This is a genomic window from Streptomyces kurssanovii, from assembly GCF_040677245.1.
GTDB lineage: Bacteria > Actinomycetota > Actinomycetes > Streptomycetales > Streptomycetaceae > Streptomyces > Streptomyces kurssanovii.
On sequence record NZ_JBFAQK010000024.1, the window covers coordinates 25635 to 44806 of the forward strand.

23 protein-coding genes are annotated in these 19172 nt (G+C 70.9%); 10 read left to right on the plus strand and 13 right to left on the minus strand.

Going from position 1 to position 19172, the window contains the following annotated elements:
• Positions 1 to 128: 128 nt before the first annotated feature.
• Positions 129 to 827, minus strand: coding sequence for a DNA alkylation repair protein (locus AB0K36_RS18615; protein ID WP_364595260.1), 699 nt, complete (start codon positions 825 to 827; stop codon positions 129 to 131).
• A 49-nt stretch (positions 828 to 876) separates the two neighbouring features.
• Between AB0K36_RS18615 and AB0K36_RS18620 the strand changes: the two genes are divergently transcribed.
• From AB0K36_RS18620 to AB0K36_RS18635, 4 genes are all read left to right on the plus strand, one after another.
• Entirely contained in the window at positions 877 to 1704 is an 828-nt protein-coding gene (locus AB0K36_RS18620) for a TVP38/TMEM64 family protein (protein ID WP_364595263.1), read from the plus strand.
• A gap of 246 nt (positions 1705 to 1950) precedes the next feature.
• A complete protein-coding gene (locus tag AB0K36_RS18625; RefSeq protein WP_364595266.1) occupies positions 1951 to 2826 on the plus strand; it encodes an undecaprenyl-diphosphate phosphatase in 876 nt (291 codons plus the stop codon).
• Between the two features lie 54 nt (positions 2827 to 2880).
• On the plus strand, positions 2881 to 3060 hold the full coding sequence (locus AB0K36_RS18630; RefSeq protein WP_005320253.1) for a hypothetical protein: 180 nt from the start codon (positions 2881 to 2883) through the stop codon (positions 3058 to 3060).
• A gap of 99 nt (positions 3061 to 3159) precedes the next feature.
• Positions 3160 to 4323: a methyltransferase gene (locus AB0K36_RS18635; RefSeq protein ID WP_364595269.1), complete on the plus strand. Its 1164-nt coding sequence runs from the start codon at positions 3160 to 3162 to the stop codon at positions 4321 to 4323.
• A 3-nt stretch (positions 4324 to 4326) separates the two neighbouring features.
• Here AB0K36_RS18635 and AB0K36_RS18640 read toward each other — a convergent pair whose 3' ends face one another.
• Complete coding sequence (locus AB0K36_RS18640) at positions 4327 to 4950, minus strand: flavin reductase family protein (protein ID WP_364595272.1); 624 nt, start codon at positions 4948 to 4950, stop codon at positions 4327 to 4329.
• 89 nt (positions 4951 to 5039) lie between these two features.
• Here AB0K36_RS18640 and AB0K36_RS18645 point away from each other — a divergent pair, with 89 nt between their 5' ends.
• Both AB0K36_RS18645 and lnt read left to right on the plus strand, forming a co-directional pair.
• Positions 5040 to 5495, plus strand: coding sequence for a nuclear transport factor 2 family protein (locus tag AB0K36_RS18645; protein WP_364595275.1), 456 nt, complete (start codon positions 5040 to 5042; stop codon positions 5493 to 5495).
• 219 nt (positions 5496 to 5714) lie between these two features.
• Positions 5715 to 7349: an apolipoprotein N-acyltransferase gene (gene lnt, locus AB0K36_RS18650; RefSeq protein WP_364595278.1), complete on the plus strand. Its 1635-nt coding sequence runs from the start codon at positions 5715 to 5717 to the stop codon at positions 7347 to 7349.
• Here the strand turns inward: lnt and AB0K36_RS18655 are convergent.
• Together AB0K36_RS18655 and AB0K36_RS18660 are read right to left on the minus strand one after the other, a co-directional pair.
• Entirely contained in the window at positions 7273 to 8178 is a 906-nt protein-coding gene (locus tag AB0K36_RS18655) for a Gfo/Idh/MocA family protein (protein WP_364595281.1), read from the minus strand. The genes lnt and AB0K36_RS18655 overlap by 77 nt on opposite strands.
• A 27-nt stretch (positions 8179 to 8205) precedes the next feature.
• Positions 8206 to 9456 (minus strand): FAD-dependent monooxygenase, encoded by a 1251-nt coding sequence (locus tag AB0K36_RS18660; RefSeq protein ID WP_364595284.1) that lies wholly within the window; start codon positions 9454 to 9456, stop codon positions 8206 to 8208.
• Between the two features lie 83 nt (positions 9457 to 9539).
• On the opposite strand from AB0K36_RS18660, the gene AB0K36_RS18665 reads away from it, so the two are divergent.
• Complete coding sequence (locus tag AB0K36_RS18665) at positions 9540 to 10154, plus strand: TetR/AcrR family transcriptional regulator (RefSeq protein ID WP_364595286.1); 615 nt, start codon at positions 9540 to 9542, stop codon at positions 10152 to 10154.
• Positions 10155 to 10194: 40 nt separating this feature from the next.
• Positions 10195 to 10707, plus strand: coding sequence for a DinB family protein (locus tag AB0K36_RS18670; protein WP_364595289.1), 513 nt, complete (start codon positions 10195 to 10197; stop codon positions 10705 to 10707).
• 22 nt (positions 10708 to 10729) lie between these two features.
• On the opposite strand, the gene AB0K36_RS18675 is transcribed toward AB0K36_RS18670, so the two are convergent.
• The 8 genes from AB0K36_RS18675 to AB0K36_RS18710 all read right to left on the minus strand — a co-directional run bounded on the left by AB0K36_RS18675 (position 10730) and on the right by AB0K36_RS18710 (position 17340).
• Complete coding sequence (locus AB0K36_RS18675) at positions 10730 to 11200, minus strand: hypothetical protein (protein ID WP_364595292.1); 471 nt, start codon at positions 11198 to 11200, stop codon at positions 10730 to 10732.
• Positions 11201 to 11318: 118 nt separating this feature from the next.
• Positions 11319 to 12002, minus strand: coding sequence for a uracil-DNA glycosylase (locus AB0K36_RS18680; RefSeq protein WP_189470115.1), 684 nt, complete (start codon positions 12000 to 12002; stop codon positions 11319 to 11321).
• A 79-nt stretch (positions 12003 to 12081) separates the two neighbouring features.
• Positions 12082 to 13656 (minus strand): ABC transporter substrate-binding protein, encoded by a 1575-nt coding sequence (locus AB0K36_RS18685; RefSeq protein ID WP_364595296.1) that lies wholly within the window; start codon positions 13654 to 13656, stop codon positions 12082 to 12084.
• A gap of 127 nt (positions 13657 to 13783) precedes the next feature.
• Complete coding sequence (locus AB0K36_RS18690) at positions 13784 to 14563, minus strand: SDR family oxidoreductase (protein ID WP_189470119.1); 780 nt, start codon at positions 14561 to 14563, stop codon at positions 13784 to 13786.
• Between the two features lie 17 nt (positions 14564 to 14580).
• Positions 14581 to 15342, minus strand: a complete 762-nt coding sequence (gene fabG, locus AB0K36_RS18695; protein ID WP_189470121.1) for a 3-oxoacyl-ACP reductase FabG — start codon at positions 15340 to 15342, stop codon at positions 14581 to 14583.
• A gap of 168 nt (positions 15343 to 15510) precedes the next feature.
• The gene (locus AB0K36_RS18700) at positions 15511 to 15894 is read right to left on the minus strand and encodes a DUF3037 domain-containing protein (protein ID WP_364595300.1); all 384 of its coding nucleotides are present in this window, start codon (positions 15892 to 15894) and stop codon (positions 15511 to 15513) included.
• Positions 15891 to 16757, minus strand: coding sequence for a HipA family kinase (locus AB0K36_RS18705; RefSeq protein WP_364595303.1), 867 nt, complete (start codon positions 16755 to 16757; stop codon positions 15891 to 15893). The genes AB0K36_RS18700 and AB0K36_RS18705 overlap by 4 nt, the downstream gene beginning before the upstream one ends.
• Before the next feature lie 91 nt (positions 16758 to 16848).
• Complete coding sequence (locus AB0K36_RS18710; RefSeq protein ID WP_364595306.1) at positions 16849 to 17340, minus strand: hypothetical protein; 492 nt, start codon at positions 17338 to 17340, stop codon at positions 16849 to 16851.
• Positions 17341 to 17571: 231 nt separating this feature from the next.
• On the opposite strand from AB0K36_RS18710, the gene AB0K36_RS18715 reads away from it, so the two are divergent.
• Both AB0K36_RS18715 and AB0K36_RS18720 read left to right on the plus strand, forming a co-directional pair.
• The gene (locus AB0K36_RS18715; RefSeq protein ID WP_364595308.1) at positions 17572 to 18066 is read left to right on the plus strand and encodes a lamin tail domain-containing protein; all 495 of its coding nucleotides are present in this window, start codon (positions 17572 to 17574) and stop codon (positions 18064 to 18066) included.
• Positions 18067 to 18191: 125 nt separating this feature from the next.
• Complete coding sequence (locus tag AB0K36_RS18720; protein ID WP_364595311.1) at positions 18192 to 18377, plus strand: hypothetical protein; 186 nt, start codon at positions 18192 to 18194, stop codon at positions 18375 to 18377.
• Positions 18378 to 18587: 210 nt separating this feature from the next.
• Here the strand turns inward: AB0K36_RS18720 and AB0K36_RS18725 are convergent, their stop codons facing one another.
• The gene (locus tag AB0K36_RS18725) at positions 18588 to 18791 is read right to left on the minus strand and encodes a hypothetical protein (RefSeq protein WP_364595314.1); all 204 of its coding nucleotides are present in this window, start codon (positions 18789 to 18791) and stop codon (positions 18588 to 18590) included.
• Positions 18792 to 19172: the final 381 nt, after the last annotated feature.

The window sequence follows — 19172 nt, forward strand, 5'->3', positions numbered from 1 at the left end:
CCCGGTGCGGGTGCGGCCGTCGAACGGTTTTCCCGGCACGTCGGTTCACGCGGGAGCGGCCCGGCGTCAGGACCCGGCCAGGACGCCCGCCACCGGCGCCCGTCAGGAGCACCCGGCACCGGCGCCCGTCACAGGTGCTTGAGCGCCTCGCGGACGGACAGCGGCGACAGGCGGTCCCGGGCGTCGTCGACGAACTGCCGTACGGCGTCGGGGTCGGTCTTTGCGTACTCGCGCAGTGCCCAGCCGATCGCCTTGCGGACGAAGAAGTCCGGGTGGCCGGCCCGGCGGAGGCAGTGGCCGAACAGCCTGCCGCTGTCCGTCGCGGCCCGGAAGCGCAGTTGGTGCAGGAGCGCCGTGCGCACCACCCACATGTCCTCGTCGTCGATCCACTCGTCCATCACGGCCCCGAGCGCCGGGTCGGCGGCCACCAGGGGGCCGACGACATGGACGGCGAGCACGTCGACGGTGTCCCACCAGGGCACGGTGGTGACGAGCCGGCGTGCCACGGGCAGGAAGCCGGAGGAGCAGCGGCCGGCGTGGCGGCGCAGGTAGTCGGCGGCGAAGTAGTGGTACTCCCGCTCGGGCAGTTCCCAGCAGCGCAGGGCCACGGCCGTGCAGTCGCCCTCGTCGGGGCGGGGCGTGCCGGCGAGGACCGTGCGGGAGAGCTTTCTCCGTTCGGGCGTGGGGATGCCGAGGAACGGGGCGACGCCCTTCATGTACGCGGCGGCCTTGGCGGCGCGCTCTGCGTCCCCCGCGGCCGGGTACACGACGACGAGCCGGGCCATGACGGTGTCGGCGAGATCGCTGCGCGGTGCGACGTGCGTCATACGGCACACAATAAGGCGATCACAGGCGGGTGTCGGTTAGTCTCCCCGGATGTTCGACCCCGTCCCCAGGCCGGCGTCCGGTCTCGCCTTCCGCTGTTCCAGGGCCCTGTTCTCGCCCTGGTCGCGGCTGTCCCTTCTCGCGGTGGTGCTGGCCTCCGCGGCGGTGACGGTCGTGCTCTACGAGCCGCAGCGGCTGCTCTCGGCGGGCTGGCCGCCGCAGTTGGGCGGGCCGGCGGCCGTGGTGCTGTTCGGCGTCGGGTACGGGGTGTGCACGGCGGCGTTCGTGCCGCGGCCGATCCTCAATCTGGCGGCAGGGGCGCTGTTCGGCTCGCAGGCCGGGCTCGCGGCGGCGCTCGCCGGCACGGTGCTGGGCGCGGGAATCGCCTTCACGCTGGGCAGGTTGCTCGGTCAGGAGGCGCTTCGGCCGCTGCTGCGTGGCCGCTGGCTGAAGGCCGCCGACGGGCAGCTCAGCCGACACGGTTTCCGGTCGATGCTGGCGATCCGGTTGTTCCCGGGGGTGCCGTTCGCCGCCGCCAACTACTGCGCGGCCGTGTCCCGCATGGGCTATCTGCCCTTTCTCCTCGCGACCGGTCTGGGCTCGATCCCCAATACGGCGGCGTACGTCGTCGCCGGCAGCCGGGCGGGCTCGCCGACGTCTCCCGCCTTCCTGATCGCGATGGGCTTCATCGTGGTGACGGGCCTGGCCGCGGCCGCGGTCGCCTGGACCAAGCGCCACCGCCTGCGCGGAACCGAGGGCGCCGAAGTCCGGGGTACCGAAGTCCCGGCCGACGGCGACACCGGAGGACAGGTCGCCGACAGCCGGGTCGACGGCGACGCCGAAAGCCGCGGCTCCGACAGCAAAGTCGCCGGCCGCTGAGGCGCGCGCCGCGACACCGTGGGCCGGGACACCGCCGCCGCGCCGCGTCCTCGTACCCGCGTGTGACGCGCGCGGGCGGGTACGTCTCCGGCCTCTGCGGCGGGGGCTGCGGCAAGCGCTTCATTTTGGGGCGCTACGCTGCCACCCGGCGCCGGCCCGATGACGTACGTGAGTCGTATCTCACGGGTCATGTGCCTTCGCGCGCGCCTGACAGACCGTGATCAGCTCTTGGGTGGCGTAGCTTTCATGTCTTGGTTCGAATCATTCATCCTGGGGCTCGTCCAGGGGCTGACGGAGTTTCTTCCCATCTCCTCCAGCGCGCATCTCCGGCTCACCGCCGCGTTCGCCGGCTGGCACGACCCGGGGGCCGCGTTCACCGCGATCACCCAGATCGGCACGGAGACGGCCGTCCTCATCTACTTCCGCAAGGACATCGCGAGGATCGTGTCCGCGTGGTTCCGCTCACTCACCGACAAGGCGATGCGCGGCGACCACGACGCGCAGATGGGCTGGCTCGTGATCGTCGGCTCCGTCCCGATCGGTGTGCTCGGCGTCACGCTGAAGGACCAGATCGAGGGCCCGTTCCGTGATCTGCGCCTCATCGCCACCACCCTGATCGTGATGGGCGTCGTCCTCGGCTTCGCGGACCGCCTCGCCGCCCGCGACGAGGCGGGTGGCCGGCACCGGGTGGTCAAGGAGCGCAAGACGCTGAAGGACCTGAGCGTCCGCGACGGTCTGATCTACGGCCTCTGCCAGGCGATGGCGCTGATCCCGGGCGTCTCCCGCTCCGGCGCCACCATCAGCGGCGGTCTGCTGATGGGCTACACCCGTGAGGCGGCGGCCCGTTACTCGTTCCTGCTGGCGATCCCCGCCGTTCTCGCCTCAGGGCTGTTCGAACTGAAGGACGCGGGCGAGGGCGGCCATGTGTCATGGGGGCCGACCATCTTCGCGACGGTCATCGCCTTCGGTGTGGGCTACGCGGTGATCGCCTGGTTCATGAAATTCATCACTACGAAGAGCTTCATGCCGTTCGTGATCTACCGGATTCTGCTCGGAATCCTGCTGTACATCCTGGTGGGGACGGATGTGCTGAGCCCGCACGCGGGTGAGTCGGGCGGCTGAGCGGGCAGTTCGCGGGGAAGACGGGCGCGGGGCCGAGGCCGTAACCTGGCAAACATGTCCGCCTTTCCCCGCGAGTCCGAATCCGAAACCTTGTTGTCCGCATCCGAGCTGAACGCACGGATCCGAGAGCTGTGGGCCGACGGCGCACTCCCCGAGGACCGGCGTCCGGAGTACGAGGCACTGGTGGTGGAGTGGGCCGCTGCGGCACGCGAGGACGTACAGCGCGCCGCGTAGCGAACAGCAAGCGGCAGCGGCGCCCCGTTGCGGCCGCGCCGGCCACGCCGCCCGAGGGCGGGCGGCGCCCCTCCCCCGCTCGGCTAGCCTGAGTGCACGATGAACCGTCTGACCACGCCATGGGGCGCGTACGAGCTCGCCCGCTTCCCCGAGGACCCGCGCGACACGCTCCGCGCCTGGGACGCCGCCGACGAGTACCTGCTGCGCCATCTGCACGGCATCGACGACGCCGCCCCGACGGACCTGTCCGGCACGGTGGCCGTCGTCGGCGACCGGTGGGGCGCCCTGGTCACCTCCCTCGCGGCCCACGGGACCGGGGAGATCGTCCAGATCACCGATTCGTTCCTGGGTCAGGAGGCGACCCGCGGCAATCTGCGCCGAGGCGGCGTCGAGCCGGGCAGGGTGAGGCTCCTCACCGCGCGTGACGAACCGCCGGAGCACATCGATGTGCTCCTGATCCGCGTGCCGAAGAGCCTCGCGCTGCTCGAGGACCAGCTGCACCGGCTGGCGCCGTCCGTGGACGCGGACACCGTCGTCGTCGGCACCGGCATGGTCACGGAGATCCACACGTCCACGCTGAAGCTGTTCGAGCGCATCCTCGGGCCGACCAGGACGTCACTCGCGGCGAAGAAGGCCAGGCTGATCTTCTGCAGCCCCGATCCCGCCCTCCCCCGGCTGCCGAGCCCATGGCCGCTGCGGTACGCCCTGCCGTCCGACACCGGCGTCCTCGCCGGCCGCACCGTCACCAACCACGCGGGCATCTTCTGCGCGGAGCGCCTCGACATCGGCACCCGCTTCTTCCTGCGCCACCTGCCGCAGGGCCACGGCCTGGGTCGGGTCGTGGACCTGGGCTGCGGCAACGGCGTGGTCGGCACGGCGGCCGCGCTGGCCGATCCTGGCGCGGAGGTGACGTTCGTCGACGAGTCGTACTCCGCGGTGGCCTCCGCGGAGGCCACCTTCCACGACAACGTGCCGTCCGGCAAAGCCGAGTTCCTCGTCGGTGACGGGCTGTCCGCCCTCGCGGACGCGTCGGTGGACCTCGTCCTGAACAACCCGCCGTTCCACTCGCACCGGGCGACGACCGACACGGCGGCCCGGCGGATGTTCGCCGACGCGCGCCGTGCGCTGCGTCCCGGCGGTGAGCTCTGGGTCGTCGGCAACCGGCATCTCGGCTACCACGTGCGACTGCGGCGGCTGTTCGGCAACTGCGAAGTGGTCGCCGGCGACCCCAAGTTCGTCGTGCTCAGGGCCGTACGGCGCTGATCCTCAGCGGGCCGCCTCGGTCTCCGTCTCCGGCCAACGGCTGTACGGGACACGGGAGATCTCGCGCACGCCGCCGAGCGTGCCCCACTCGTCCTTGCCGAGCCGGGTCAGCGGCGCGAGCCTGGTCACCTCCGGGTGTCCCTCCGTCATGACCTCCTCGCTGACCGCGGCATGCACCACCCTGCCGAAGACGACGGTCGAGTCGCCGAGCCGCAGCGTGCTGTGGAGTTCGCACTCGAGAGCCACCGGTGACGCCGCGACCCGCGGCGGCTTCACCCGCAGCCCCGGCTCCCTGGCGACGCCGACGGCGTCGAACTCGCTGATCCCGCGGGGGAAGTCCGTAGCCGTGGCGTTGATCTGCTCGAACATGGCCTCCGGCGCGAAGTTCACCACGAACTCCCCGGTCTCCTCGATGTTGCGCAGCGAGTCCTTGCGCCCGACCGAGGTGAACTGGACGACCGGCGGTGCCACGCACGAGATCGTGAAGAACGAGTGCGGGGCGAGATTGTCCGTGCCGTCCGCGGAGGTCGTGGACACCCAGGCGATGGGGCGTGGCACGACGGTTGCCGTCATCAGCCGGTAGAAGGCCTCACGGTCGCAGCGGGCTGGATCGAAGTCGATGCGCATGGGTGGAGTATGGCCGGTTGCCGACGCCGTGCGGGTGACGGGTGTGCACGGCTCTTGGCCTGACAGGCCGCCTGGCCGACACTGACCCGATGACACAGCGCGTGGATCTCGCGACCGTGATGGACAGGCTTGCCGTCGACGATGTCGTCACCGACTACGCGGTGGCCGTCGACGACGGCGACTGGGACGCCTACCGTGCGCTGTTCACCGGCGACGGCCGGGCCGACTACCGCGGTTCCGGCGGTATCGAGGGGCCGGCGGCCGAGGTGGCCGAGTGGCTGGCTCGTGCGATGCGGCTCTTTCCCGTCCGCCAGCACCTCATCGTGAACCGGCGGGTGACTGTCCAGGACCTGGGCGGGTATCCGGGTGACCGGGCCGAGGTGCGTGCCGACTACCTCAATCCGATGCGGACGGAATCCGGTGACGAGTTCGTGTCGGGCGGTCGCTACGGGTTCGTTCTGACCCGCGAGGAGGCCGGCTGGCGGCTGCGGTCCGTGGTGATCGAGGAGAAGTGGCGACGCGGCGAAAAGCCCGGCGACGCCTGACACGGCACAGGGCGCGGCGCCCGGTGGCACCGGGCGGCAGAGGGCGGGGACCTCGCGACGCCTGACGCGACGGAGACGTGGTGCCGGCCTGAACCGCGCCACGGCATGTCCGCGGTGGCGCCTGGGTCGGGTGAGGCGCACTGTTCGCCGGTGCCGATCTTCGCGCACACTGGTGGTGAACGGCTCGTGGCCCCTCGAGGCCGGACGAGGAGGCGCTGCATGCGGATTCCGGTCGGCAGGCGGGACAGGACCCGGCACGACGGGTGGCACGAGCAGCTTCTTCGTTCGCGGGGATCGCGGGGAGCCGTCGCGTTCGTGACCGGTGCCCTGCCCGCCCTCGCCTTTCCGGAACCGTCGCTGTGGTGGTTCGCCTATCTCGCCCTGGTCCCGTGGATGCTGGTGCTGCGCACGGCGCCCACCCCCCGCCGGGCGGCGGTCGAGGGCTGGCTGGGCGGTGCCGGTTTCATGATCGCCATGCATCACTGGCTGCTGCCGAGCCTGCATGTCTTCCTTGTGGTGCTGGCCGCGCTGCTGGGGCTGTTGTGGGCGCTGTGGGGGGTGCTCGTGCGGGTGATGCTCGGGGGGACGCCCTCGACGGCCCGGGCGGCGGTCGCCGTCGGCGCCGTCCCCGCGGGCTGGCTCATGATCGAACTGGTCCGTTCCTGGGAGGGGCTCGGCGGCCCGTGGGGCCTGCTGGGCGCGAGCCAGTGGGAGGTGGCGCCCGCACTGCGGCTGGCCTCGGTCGGCGGTGTCTGGCTGGTGAGCCTGCTGGTGCTGGCCGTCAACACGGTGGTCGTGCTGCTCGTGGCGGTCAGGAGCGCCCGTAGAGCCGCTGTGGCGGCGGTCGTCCTCTGTGCGACCGGCGCGACCCTGGTGTGGGCGTGGGCGCCCCAGCCGCGTGAATCGGGCCGGGTGCGGATCGCGGTGGTCCAGCCGGGCGTCGTCGGCGGCATGCTCAGCGCGGAGCGGCGTTTCGACCGGGGCGAGGAGCTGACCCGCGAGCTGAAGGGCCGCGATCCCGATCTGGTGGTCTGGGGCGAGAGCAGCGTCGGCGCGGACCTGCGGACGCGGCCCGACCTGGCGGAGCGCCTGGCCGCCCTGTCCGGCGAGATCGGCGCGCCGGTCCTGGTCAATGTGGACGCGCGGAGTGAGGACGCCTCGGGTGCGCCGGGGATCTACAAGAGTTCGGTGCTCGTCGGCCCGGACGGCCCGACCGGGGACCGGTACGACAAGATGCGGCTCGTCCCGTTCGGTGAGTACATCCCGGCCAGGTCGGTGCTCGGCTGGGCCACGTCGGTGGGCCGGGCCGCGGGTGAGGACCGGCTGCGCGGGCGCGCCCCGGTGGTGATGACGCTGCCGGGTGACGGCACGCGGGCACCGGGTCTGCGGCTCGGGCCGCTGGTCTGTTTCGAGTCGGCGTTCCCTGACATGAGCCGGCGGCTGACACGGGACGGCGCACAGGTGCTGGTGGCCCAGTCGGCGACGTCGTCGTTCCAGGAGAGCTGGGCCCCCGAGCAGCACGCGTCGCTGGCGGCGCTGCGCGCGGCGGAGAGCGGCCGGCCGATGGTGCACGCCACGCTCACCGGCGTGAGCGCGGTGTACGCGGCGGGCGGCGACCGCGTAGGAGCACCGCTCTCGACGGAGAGCACCACCGCGGCGGTCTACGAGGTGCCCCTGGTGTCGGGGAGCACGTTGTACGTCAGGTTCGGCGACTGGCCGGTGTACGCGTCGGTGGCGCTGCTCGCCGTGCTGGGCGCCGTGGGCGGTGTGCGTGCCCTCAGGCGGCCTGCTCCAGGGCCAGGCGGACCACACGCTCGCACAGCTCATGAGTCCTCAGCGCGTCCTGTGCGCTGAGGACCTTCCCCGTGCGTACGGAGTCGAGGAAGGCGTGCACGACCTGCTCGATGCCACGCTGGCGGGCCACCGGCACCCAGTCGCCCCGCCGCCGGACGCTGGGCTGGCCCTTGTGGTCGACGATCTCGGCGAGGTTGCGGACCTCGCGCTTGGAGTCCTGCCCCGAGACCTCGAGGATCTCCTCCGTCGAGCCGCTCATCCGGTTCATGACGCCGATGGCGGTGAATCCGTCGCCCGACAGCTGGAGCACGACGTGGTGCATCAGGCCGTCGACGATCCGTGCGCGTACGTCGGTGTGCTCGACGGTTCCCGGAAGGAGGAAGCGCAGGGTGTCGACGACATGGATGAAGTCGTCGAGGACGAGGGTGCGCGGGTCCTCGGGGAGGCCTACGCGGTTCTTCTGCATCAGGATCAGTTCGCGCGGGTGCTCGAGGCACTGCGCGTAGCCGGGGGCGAACCTGCGGTTGAAGCCGACGGCGAGGCTGGTGCCGCGTTCCTCCGCCAGCGCCACCAGCCGCTCGGAGTCGGCCAGTTCGTAGGCGAGCGGCTTGTCGACGTAGGTCGCCACGCCCGCTTCGAGCAGCCGGGTGACGATCTCGGCGTGGGCGGAGGTCGACGCGTGGACGAAGGCGGCGTCCGGTCCCTGTGCGAGGAGGGAGTCCAGGTCGGTGTGGCACCGCTCGGCGGGGATGTGGTGGGTCTCCGCGGTCCGCGTCAGGGTGGCCGGCGTGCGCGTCTGCAGGTGCAGTTCGACGCCGGGCAGGGTGGTGAGCACCGGCAGGTACGCCTTCCGCGCGATGTCGCCGAGCCCGATGCAGCCGACCTTCACGGGGTCCCCCTCACATGCCCGGCCGGCTCACCGCCGTGCCGGTCGTTCTTCGTGCGCGCCCGGCTCCGCGTGCGCGTCCTGTGCTCCGGCAGCATACGTGCGCCGTGGTGGCTGCCAGTCGGCGATGCCGTCGAAGGTCCGCAGCACCAGGCCGGGGCCGAGGCGGGAGACGGTGGACATGAGGGCGTCGCGGACGGCGACCGCGGGTGCGCCGCTGAGTGACATCAGCCGGGCGATCTGTGCCGACTTCCGGACGATCGCCGCGGTGCGCGGCTGCCGCTCCGCGCTGTAGGCGGCGAGCCCGGCGCCGAGGTCGAGGCCGGTGGCCGTGTGGTGGGCGAGGACGATGGCGTCCTCGATGGCCTGGTTGCCGCCCTGGCCGAGCGTCGGGGCCATGGCGTGCGCGGCGTCGCCGAGGAGCGCGGTGCGGCCGCGGTGGTAGGCGGGCAGCGGGCGGATCATGTGGTGGACGTCGTTGCGGAGCACGCTCTCCGGTGCGGCGGCGGCGATGATGCCGGGGACGGGGTCGTGCCAGTCGCCGAACCTGCGCAGCAGTTCGGCCTTCTCGCCGTCGGCCGCCTTGCCTCCCTGCGGGGCGGTGGCGGCAGCGTAGGCGTAGATCCGGCCGTCCTTGAGGGGCTGGGTGCCCCACAGGGAGCCGGGGCCCCAGGTCTCGTGCGGCTCGAAGGGCTGCTCCGGCGCGGGTACGACCACGCGCCAGGTGGTCATCCCGGAGTAGGCGGGCCCCGGATGGGCCGGGAAGAGGGCGCGGCGCACGGCGGAGTGGATGCCGTCGGCGCCGATGACGAGATCCGCCTCGATGTCGCCGTCGGGTGTCGTCACCCGGGCCGGTCGGCCGCCGGCGGTCCCCGCGTCGGCCAGTTCGCCGGGGCAGCCGGTGCGGACGGTGCCCTCGGGGAGTCTGCGGGCGATCCGGTCGATCAGGGTGGCGCGGTGGACGAGGACGAGGGGTCCGCCGAACCGTTCCGCGGCGGCGGCGCTGTCGGTGCGGGACAGCCAGCGGCCGGCCGGGTTCCGCATGCCGCCGGGGCCCTGCCAGGCGGCCAGGCCGCGGATCTCGTCGCCGAGTCCGATGACGTCCAGTGCGCGCTGGGAGTTGGGGGCGAGTCCGATGCCCGCGCCGACGGGCTCGAGGGACGCGGCCCGTTCCAGGACGGTGACCCGCCAGCCGTGCTGCCGCAGGGCGACGGCTGCGGTGAGGCCGCCGATCCCGCTGCCGACGACGACTGCGTGAGCGGCTTTACGCGGTACGGGCATGGCTGCTCCTCCACTCGGTTACTACACCTGTAGTGACACGACCAACGCTACTACACCTGTAGTCCCGGCGGTAGATTGACCGCATGGCCGCACGCACCGCCCCGCCCGGCGCCCCTCGGGCAGAACTCATCGCCGACACCGCGCTCGCGCTCCTCGCCGAGCGCGGGATGCGCGGGCTCACCCACCGCGCCGTGGACGAGGCGGCCGGGCTGCCGCAGGGCTCGACCTCCAACCACGCCCGCACCCGCCAGGCCCTGCTCGAGGCGGCGGTACGCAGGCTGGCGGACCGCGAGGCGGCCGTCCTCACCGTGGCGGAGATGCCGTCCGCACCGGGCGGCAGGGGCGACCTGCTGGACGCCATGGCGCTCGCCCTGCACCGCTATCTGACCGGCCATCCCGAACTGCTCGTCGCCCGCTACGAACTGGCCCTGGAGGCCACCCGGCGCCCGGAGCTGCGCGAGTTCTACGACCGGACCGGCAGCCGTTTCCGCGGCCCGCTCAACGCGCTGATGGCCGAGGCCGGTTCGCCCGAGCCGGAACGGCACGCGCTGTCCCTTGTCGCATGGTGCGAGGGACTGATGTTCGCCTGCGCCGTCGGTTCCTACCACGCGGCGGTGCCGAGCCTGGAAGAACTGCGCAAGGGTTTCCAGGAGCTGTTGCGCGGCATGCTCGGCACACAAGCCGGGCACGGCGAATAACTCCTGGCAGCACCGCGGGAGGTGACGCAGGATGATCGCCATGACCACAGATACACGTACCGAGCCGTCCACCACCGCCGGCGAACGCGCCATGCTGGAAGGCTTCCTGGACTACCACCGCGAGACGCTGATCATGAAGTGCGCCGGCCTGGACGACGCACAGCTGCGGACGGCCTCGCTGGCGCCCTCCGAGCTCACCCTGCTCGGGCTCGTCCGCCACCTCGCCGAGGTCGAGCGCTACTGGTTCCGCGAGATCATGGACGACGAGGACCTGCCCGACCTGTACTCCACGGAGGAGGACCGGGACGCGGACTTCCATGTCACCGAACAGGACACCTGGGCCGAGGCGCACACGACCTGGCTCAACCAGGTCGCCGACGCCCGCAAGGTCACCGCGGCGCACGAACTCGACGATCTGTCGGTGTCCCGCAGCCGCGGCGGCGAGACGTTCAGCCTGCGCTGGATCCTCACCCACATGATCGAGGAGTACGCGCGCCACAACGGCCACGCCGACCTGCTGCGCGAGCACATCGACGGCGCCACGGGCGAGTGACCGGGCGGGGGCGGCGGGCGGCTCAGCCGGCCCCCAGGGTGCCCTCCAGGCGCGCGATGGCGGCGCGCACCCCGCGGCCGTAACCGTCGTCCCCCAGGGCGTCCGTGGACGCGCGTGCCCGGTCCAGATGGGCACGCGCCTCCTCGGGGCGGTGCAGCTTGACGTAGTCCGCCGCCAGATTCAGATGGAGCGAGGGGTACAGGGCCCGCACCGCGAGGGTCTGGTGCCGGGCGAGCCGTTCGTCGCTCAGCCCGTCGGCCGCCGACAGGGCACGCAGATCCCAGGCCAGCTCGTCCGCCGGGTCGTCCTGGACGTCCGCCATGCAGTGGGCGAGGGTGCAGCGGTGCAGGGCGTCCCCTTCCTCGCCGATCTCCGACCACAGCAGGGCGAAGCGATTACGCGCCTCCTCACGGTCGCCCCCGTGCAGCAGCATCATCGCCTGCCCGATCCGGGTCATGACGATGTCCTGCGACGCCTCCTGCTGCTCCATCACTGTGGCCTCCTCGTCCGCGGCGAAGTGCTGCTTGAGGACACCGACGCTAGCCGCCGCGGGGGCCGATCCCGCACAGGCTCGGGCATGCGGCCCGAGCCTGTCAGCCGGGTGCGCCGATTCAGCCGATGTCGGGGATGCGCCAGTCGATGGGCTCGTGGCCCTGCGCCGCGACGGCCTCGTTGATCTGGGTGAACGGCCTGGAACCGAAGAACTTCTTCGCGGACAGCGGTGAGGGGTGTGCCCCCTTCACCACGGCATGCCGCTCCTCGTCGATGAGCGGCAGCTTCTTCTGCGCGTAGTTGCCCCACAGCACGAAGACGGCCGGGTCCGGCCGGGAGGCCACCGCGCGGATCACCGCGTCGGTCACCTTCTCCCAGCCCTTGCCCTTGTGGGAATTGGCCTCGCCGGCCCGGACGGTCAGCACCGCGTTGAGCAGCAGCACGCCCTGGCGCGCCCACGGCATCAGATAGCCGTTGTCCGGGACCGGGTGGCCGAGCTCGCTCTGCATCTCCTTGTAGATGTTGCGCAGGGACGGCGGGGTCTTGACGCCCGGCCGCACGGAGAAGCAGAGACCGTGCCCCTGGCCCTCGCCGTGGTACGGGTCCTGGCCGAGGATGAGCACCTTCACCTGCTCGTACGGCGTGGCCTCCAGCGCGGCGAACACCTCCGCGCTCGGCGGGTACACCGGCCCGTTCGCCCGCTCCTTCTCGACGAACTCGGTGAGCTCCCTGAAGTACGGCTTCTGCAGCTCTTCGCCGAGGACGCCGCGCCAGGACTCGGGCAGCATGTCGGTGTCGGTCACGTCAACAACCTCCGTCGGTGGGCCGGTTCCGAGATCCCGGAACCGGGATCTCGGAACCTACCGGGGGGCACTGACAGCGCTACCAGCTGGCCTTGCGGTACAGCTCCCACACCTGCATGACGGTCTGCGGGTCGAGGGCACGCTCGCCGCCGCCGATCTCCTCGCTGGCCGCCACGTACAGTTTGCCCTGCCACAGCGGCAGCAGGCGAACGTCGTCGACGAGGATCTCCTGCGCCTTCTCGAACTGCTTGGTGACCGCCCCGCGGTCGCTCTCACGCCGGGACTGCACGAGCTGCTCGGAGATCTCGGGTGCGTCGTACGGGGTGCCGAGGACGTTGTTCGCGCCGACGAACGGTGCGATGAAGTTGTCCGGGTCCGGGAAGTCGGGGAACCAGCCACGTCCGAAGACGGGGTACTGGCCCGCCTGGTAGCCCTTCTGGAACTCGTCCCACGGCTTGCCCTGGATCGTGATCTTGAACAGGCCGGTGGCTTCGAGCTGCCGCTTGAGCTCGGCGAACTCGGGGGCCGTGGCTGAGCCGTACCGGTCGGTGGTGTACCAGAAGCTCAGCGGCACCGGCTCGTTGATGCCCGCGTCCTCGAGGATCTCCTCCGCCTTCTTGACGTCCGGCTCGCCGTACCGGTCGAAGAACTCCGTGGTGTGCCCGGCGATGCCCTTGGGGACCATCGAGTACAGCGGCTCCGCGGTGCCCTTGTAGACCTTCTCCACGAGCGCGCCACGGTCGACGACCTGCGCGATCGCGCGGCGCACGGCCAGCTTGCCGCCGTTGGGGTCGGACGGGTTGAAGACGAGGTAGCGGATGTCGGCGCCGACCGTCTCGACGAGCTGGAGGTGGTCGTTCTCCGGCTTCTTCTCCTGGAGTTCGACGACCTGCTCCGCGGTCAGACCACGGTTGATCGCGTCGATCTCCTGCTTCTTCAGGGCCGTCATCATGAGGGCGGAGTCCTGGAAGTAGCGGATCGTCACCGCGTCGTTCTTGATCTTCGCGAAGCCCTTGTACTTGGCGAAGCGGGTCAGCTCCGCCCGGTCGCCTTTCTCGTACGAGGCCAGGGCGTACGGACCGGAGCCGGTGAGCTTGCCGTCCTCACGGAGCTTGTCGGCCGGGTACTCGGAGGGCGGCACGATCGACATGGCCGGGGTCGCGAGGATGAACGGGAACGTGGCGTCGGCCGTCGTGAGCCGGAAGGTCACGATGCGGTCACCGGTCGTCTCCACCTTGTCGAGCGACCCCAGCAGACCCTTCGGACCACCCTGCACGGCGATGGTCCGGATACGGTCGATGGAGTGCTTGACCGCGGCGGCGTCGAGCTTGTCGCCGTTGGTGAAGGTGAGGCCTTCCTTGAGCTCGCACTCGAAGACCTTGTTGCTGCTGTCGGCGAAGCGGCACTCGGCCGCGTCGGACTGCGGCACGGTGCTCCCCGTCGGGAAGCTCACCAGGGTCTGGAAGACGTTCCGGTACAACTCCCACGAGCCGTCCCAGGCGGCAGCCGGGTCGAGAGTGCTCGGCTCGCTGGTCGTACCGACGGAGATCTTCTGTTCACGGTCGGCGTCCTCGTCCGAGAACAGGCCGCACCCCGCCAGCAGAGATATGGACGCTAGGGCTGCAGCGGCCTGCAGACAGGTCCGGTAGAACACGTGCACGCTCCTCGTTCAGCCATGGGTCGGCGAACCATACCGCAGCGCCCCGCCGGGTCAACCTGACGGCCCGGCGGGGCACTTGGATCATTCAGGAACAAACCGCCTCAGGGCGGTCCGCTCGGCGTCAGTGGACGCCCGCGTTGAGGAAGATACCGCCGTCCACGACGAGCGTCTGCCCCGTGATCCAGTCCGACTGCTCGGAGGTCAGGAACGCGGCCGCGCCGCCGATGTCCGCCGGCACCCCGAGCCGCCCCAGGGGGTAGGCGGCGGCCGCCTCGGCCTCCCGGCCCTCGTAGAGCGCTTCCGCGAACTTGGTCTTGATCACCGCGGGCGCGATGGCGTTGACGCGGACGGACGGCGCGAGCTCGTGCGCCAGCTGGAGCGTCAGGTTGACCATCGCGGCCTTGCTCATGCCGTACGCGCCGATGAAGGGCGACGCGGAGACACCGGCGACCGAGGCGATGTTCACGATCGCACCGCCGTTCTCCTTCTGCCACGCCTTCCACGTCTGCTGCGCGAAGCCGAGAGCGGAGATCACGTTGGTCTCGTAGACCTTGCGCGCCACGCCCAGGTCGAGCTCGGCGATCGGGCCGAAGACCGGGTTCGTGCCGGCGTTGTTGACCAGGAAGTCGACGCGGCCGAAGGCCTCCATGGTGCGCTCGACCGCCGCCGCCTGGTGGGCCTCGTCGTGGGCCTTGCCCGCCACCGCGATGACCCGGTCGGCGCCGAGCCGCTCCACGGCCTCCTTCAGGGCCTCCTCGCCGCGGCCGGTGATGCACACCCGGTCGCCACGGGCGACGAGCGCCTCGGCGATGCCGTACCCGATGCCCCGGCTCGCGCCGGTGACGAGCGCGACCTTGCCGCTGTCCGCGACCTGTCCCGCCCCTGCTGTCTGTGCTGCCATGTCGTTCGAACCCCGATTCAGTTGAGCGGGCCGCCGGCCACGTACATGACCTGGCCGGAGACGAATCCGGCGTCCTCGCCGGCGAAGAAGGCGATCGCATTCGCGACGTCCTCGGGCCGGCCGACGCGCTGGACGGGGATCTGGGTCGCGGCGGCGGCCTGGAACTCCTCGAAGCCCATACCCACGCGGGCCGCCGTCTGCGCCGTCATCTCGGTGACGATGAAGCCCGGGGCGACGGCGTTGGCCGTGATGCCGAACTTGCCGAGCTCCTTGGCGAGGGTCTTGGTGAAGCCCTGGAGGCCGGCCTTGACCGCCGCGTAGTTCGCCTGGCCGCGGTTGCCGAGCGCCGAGGACGAGGACAGGGAGACGATCCGGCCGAAGCCGGCGTCGACCATGTGCTTCTGGCAGGCCTTGGCCATCAGGAACGCGCCCTTGAGGTGCACGTTGACGACGGTGTCCCAGTCGGACTCGCTCATTTTGAAGAGCAGGTTGTCGCGGAGCACACCGGCGTTGTTCACGAGGATCGTCGGCGCGCCGAGCTCGGCCGCGACGCGGGCCACGGCGGCCTCCACCTGTGCGGCGTCCGAGACGTCGCAGCCCACCGCGAGCGCCTTGCCGCCGGCTGCGGTGATCTTCTCGACCGTGTCCTTGCAGGCCGCCTCGTCGAGGTCGAGCACGGCTACGGCCCGGCCGTCGGCCGCGAGCCGGACGGCGGTGGCGGCGCCGATACCGCGCGCGCCTCCGGTAACGACAGCCACACGCTGCTCGGTGGTGGACATTCTGGTTCTCCTCGCCCTTGAAGCCCGTCAATCCCTGTGCCGACGTTCACGGCCCTTCACTGAGCAACCGCTTAGTACCTTCGGCAGACAGGACGCTAGAAGCCCTGGCACGCGGTGTCAACGGCACCAGGGGTCCACGGCGCATGTCACATCGATCAGCCGCGTCCGTCAGCGCACCAGCAGGTCGAGCAGCCGCTCCACCTCCGCCTCCGGATCGGCGGTGAGGCCGGTGTGCACCGGCCCCGGCTGGACGACGGTGGACCGGGGCGCGATCAGCCACCGGAAGCGCCGGCCCGCGTCGTCACGGGAGGCCTGTCCCGCGGCGTCGCCGCCCCGGCAGACACCCTCAACGGCGTGGAGCGCCGCCCGTACCCCGGTCACGTCGGCCTCCGGGTCGAGCGCCCGCAGCTTCCCCTCGTCCAGGTGGGTACGGGCGGCCACGAAGGTCCTGGCACGGCAGTAGACCACCACGCCCGCGTTGAAGCACTCCCCGCGCTCGACCCGCGGCACCACGCGCAGCAGCGCGTACTCGAAAACATCGCGGTCGTTCACCGGCGTGCGTCCTTCTCGTCCGTCCGCGCGTGCTTCTTCGCGGTGTGCGGCCACGGCGTCGCATGGTCGGTCAGCCAGCCGGGCGCCTGGGACGGCCGGGACTTCGTCGGGGCGTTCAGCGTGATCCGCTCGTGGATCGTCGCGGCACGCGACAGCAGGGCCTCCACGTAGGAACGGCGCAGCGCGTCGGTGGAGTCGAAGCCCGGCTCGTCGACCAGCCACTCGTCGGGCACGTCCGCGGCGACCTCGGTGAGCAGTTCCTCCGTGACCAGCGGCGCGAGCTCGGCGGCGGCCGCGTCGACGTCCGGGCCGAAGGGGGCGAGGGCGTGGTCGGACGCGTCGTACGGCTTCGCGGCGGAGGCGGCGGCGCCGGGCCAGTTGTGGTGCCAGATCATGGTGGCGCCGTGGTCGATGAGCCAGAGGTCCCCGTGCCACACCAGCATGTTGGGGTTGCGCCACGACCGGTCCACGTTGTTGATCAGCGCGTCGAACCAGACGACCTTGCCGGCCTCGGCCGCGCCGACCTCGTAGGCGAGCGGATCGAACCCGAGCGACCCCGGCAGGAAGTCCATCCCGAGGTTGAGCCCGCCACTGGCCTTGAGCAGCTCCTGCACCTCCTGGTCCGGCTCCGAAAGGCCGATGACCGGATCGAGCTGGATCGTGACGAGATCGGGCACCCGCAGCCCGAGCCGCCGCCCGAGCTCGCCGCAGATGACCTCGGCGACGAGCGTCTTGCGTCCCTGCCCGGCGCCGGTGAACTTCATGACGTAGGTGCCGAGATCGTCGGCCTCGACGATCCCGGGGAGCGAACCGCCCTCACGCAGTGGCGTGACGTAACGGGTCGCGGTGACCTCTGTAAGCATTTCGCCAGGCTATACGGCCCGCCCCCCTGCAAATCCAGGGACCAGGCCGCCTGAACAGTTCCCGACGAACTTCGACGAAGCCGGGTGCCTTTCAGTGCGAGGCAGCGGTCCTGGCGACGGGTGCGACGCGGTCGAGGTACTCATCGTGCTCGCAGCCGACGTCGGGATCGCCACTGGTCGGGCACATCACGGGATCATCCACCTCGCCGAAGAGGAAGACGGGGACCACGCAGTCGGTGCCGGAGAACGTGAGACTCAGGTAGGCACCGTGATTCACAGGCTCGCCGTCCCCCGAACCGAAGGCCCACCTGCCGGAGGACAAGCGTGAAGCGTCCCCGCAGGTCTCTGCCGCCGACATCCGAGCAACCTGATCGCCGGTGAAACTCCCGTTCTCACCGAAGGTCAAGGTCGTACCCTCCCGGCTGCGCCACTCCCCTGCCAACTGCTCGGCGGAGAGCTCCGCGGCGTGGTAGGCCGCGGCATTGCAGGCAACCGTGACCGCGCCCGCAGCCACCATCAAGGTGGCACGTCGCCAACCTGCGCGTCCCACATCAGCCCTCCCCACGCCCCGGAACGTATCCACAGGCACAACATATTTGAACGGGATCAAATATGGGGTCGCGCACGCGTGGCGACGCCGGCAGTTCGGTCCCGGAGGCCGGAGAGCAGCACAGCCGATCCGACGTGGCCGTCGTCCGGTCGCATACACCATGCGGTGACCTATCCGGATCAAAGTACTTGAAACTATAAACAGTAAGTCGTCTTCTCTATAGGCTTTGCCCGCTCATCAGCACTATTGAGGGGGGACCTCACCATGCGCACCCATGCCCATGCGTTTGCCGTCGCGCTCGCGGCCGGCTCGCTCGCCGTCCTGACCGCGGCCCCGGCCCAGGCGGCCGAATACTCGTCCGCCCTGAAGGTCTGGGGCGTCCAGTACGACGCCCCCGGAAGGGACTCCAACAGCTGCACGACGGGCAACACCCGCCACGAGTACCTGACGATCAAGAACTACTCCCGTACCGCGACGGTCAACCTGCGCGGCTACGTGGTCAAGGACGCGGTCGGCAACCGGCACACGTTCCCGACGAACCACTACCTGCAGCCCGGGGACTACGTGAGGCTCCGCGGCGGGCACGGCACCGACTCCGACGGCGACAACGTCGCCTGGCGCGACAACTGCAACTTCATCTGGAACAACGACCGCGACACCATCTACCTCTACAAGCCCTCCGGCGACCGCGCGGACGTCCACTCCTACACCAAGGCCGCCAACGACCGCGACGGCAACGGCTTCATCACCTTCCACTGATCCGACACGGCGGAGCCCCCTGGTGACAGGGGGCTCCGCCGGCGTCGGCACGCCCGGGTGCGGGCGGCGTGTGCCTGTGTGAACCTGGCCGCGGAACCACGTCGTCAATGACCAGGGAGCAGGTCGTGAACCAGCTCGGAGACAAGCCGGAAGAGGTCCGCAAGCAGCTCGAGGAGGAGAAGCGCCGGAGCGGGAAGGGCAGGCCCGGCGGTGAGAAGACGGGCGACGCCGCGGAGACGACGGACAAGTCCCGCAAGGCGTCCGCCTCCGAGGAAGAACCAGCGGGGAACGAGGACCGGACCCCGGAGTGACGTGGGGGGTCGGAATCAACACCCGGCCCGAACACGCCTGACCCGACTTGCGCCGTTCCGCGCCGAGTTCGGGCCGATCCGGCCGAGCGTAAACGTCCCGTTCAGCGGCTGCTCGCCCACCGCCACGAACGGCACCAGCTCCTCGGACGGACCGGCGGCACTCGTCGGTGGGTGAGGTGGGTGATCAGGAGGCGGCCGGCCATACCTGCCTCACGACGTGCTCCCTCCGCCCCCGTCACCCATGGAGAACGTCTGACCCGATGCGCCACCGGCGTGGTCGGCCGGGTCGACGGGAGTCCTCCAGTGGCTGTTACTGCCATGGTCACGCTCGCGCCGCACGTCGATGGCCCACTGGACCGTTCCATAGAGCACGACGACCGCCGCAAGACCGCCGATCACCATCCACATCTCCACTGGTGCCACCTCGCCTCGACCCCCAGGGGTCCGCGGACAACCGCAGACGCACGTCCTGGTTCATGGGGTCAGCGTCCCCTGCGGGTCACCGTGTTACCGCCTATTTGAGCAAGTTCAGAGGTACCCCCGCACGGGGCCGCCGTGTCACATCGTGAGTGACGGGCGCCGTGTTTCCTGCATCAATGGGTTCGCCCGAAGCTCTCCGCTTCCTGGGGTGACAGCACGGTCCGAGTGGCCGGCCGGCGCCCGGCGCGTGCGACTCCCGGCCGGGCGGGATCTGTTCTCGCTCGGCCACAGGTGTCCCCGGAGGCCGCCACCACGTTGGGACAGTGCGCGCCGGTCGCGGCGCGTCCACATGTCCGGCCGGGCCGAACGGCTCCC

Coding starts and splice junctions, on each gene's coding strand:
- AB0K36_RS18615 (WP_364595260.1), bottom strand. CDS start 827: ATGACGCACGTCGCACCGCGCAGCGATCTCGCCGACACCGTCATGGCC.
- AB0K36_RS18620 (WP_364595263.1), top strand. CDS start 877: ATGTTCGACCCCGTCCCCAGGCCGGCGTCCGGTCTCGCCTTCCGCTGT.
- AB0K36_RS18625 (WP_364595266.1), top strand. CDS start 1,951: ATGTCTTGGTTCGAATCATTCATCCTGGGGCTCGTCCAGGGGCTGACG.
- AB0K36_RS18630 (WP_005320253.1), top strand. CDS start 2,881: ATGTCCGCCTTTCCCCGCGAGTCCGAATCCGAAACCTTGTTGTCCGCA.
- AB0K36_RS18635 (WP_364595269.1), top strand. CDS start 3,160: ATGAACCGTCTGACCACGCCATGGGGCGCGTACGAGCTCGCCCGCTTC.
- AB0K36_RS18640 (WP_364595272.1), bottom strand. CDS start 4,950: ATGCGCATCGACTTCGATCCAGCCCGCTGCGACCGTGAGGCCTTCTAC.
- AB0K36_RS18645 (WP_364595275.1), top strand. CDS start 5,040: ATGACACAGCGCGTGGATCTCGCGACCGTGATGGACAGGCTTGCCGTC.
- lnt (WP_364595278.1), top strand. CDS start 5,715: ATGCGGATTCCGGTCGGCAGGCGGGACAGGACCCGGCACGACGGGTGG.
- AB0K36_RS18660 (WP_364595284.1), bottom strand. CDS start 9,456: ATGCCCGTACCGCGTAAAGCCGCTCACGCAGTCGTCGTCGGCAGCGGG.
- AB0K36_RS18665 (WP_364595286.1), top strand. CDS start 9,540: ATGGCCGCACGCACCGCCCCGCCCGGCGCCCCTCGGGCAGAACTCATC.
- AB0K36_RS18670 (WP_364595289.1), top strand. CDS start 10,195: ATGACCACAGATACACGTACCGAGCCGTCCACCACCGCCGGCGAACGC.
- AB0K36_RS18690 (WP_189470119.1), bottom strand. CDS start 14,563: ATGGCAGCACAGACAGCAGGGGCGGGACAGGTCGCGGACAGCGGCAAG.
- fabG (WP_189470121.1), bottom strand. CDS start 15,342: ATGTCCACCACCGAGCAGCGTGTGGCTGTCGTTACCGGAGGCGCGCGC.
- AB0K36_RS18705 (WP_364595303.1), bottom strand. CDS start 16,757: ATGCTTACAGAGGTCACCGCGACCCGTTACGTCACGCCACTGCGTGAG.
- AB0K36_RS18715 (WP_364595308.1), top strand. CDS start 17,572: ATGCGCACCCATGCCCATGCGTTTGCCGTCGCGCTCGCGGCCGGCTCG.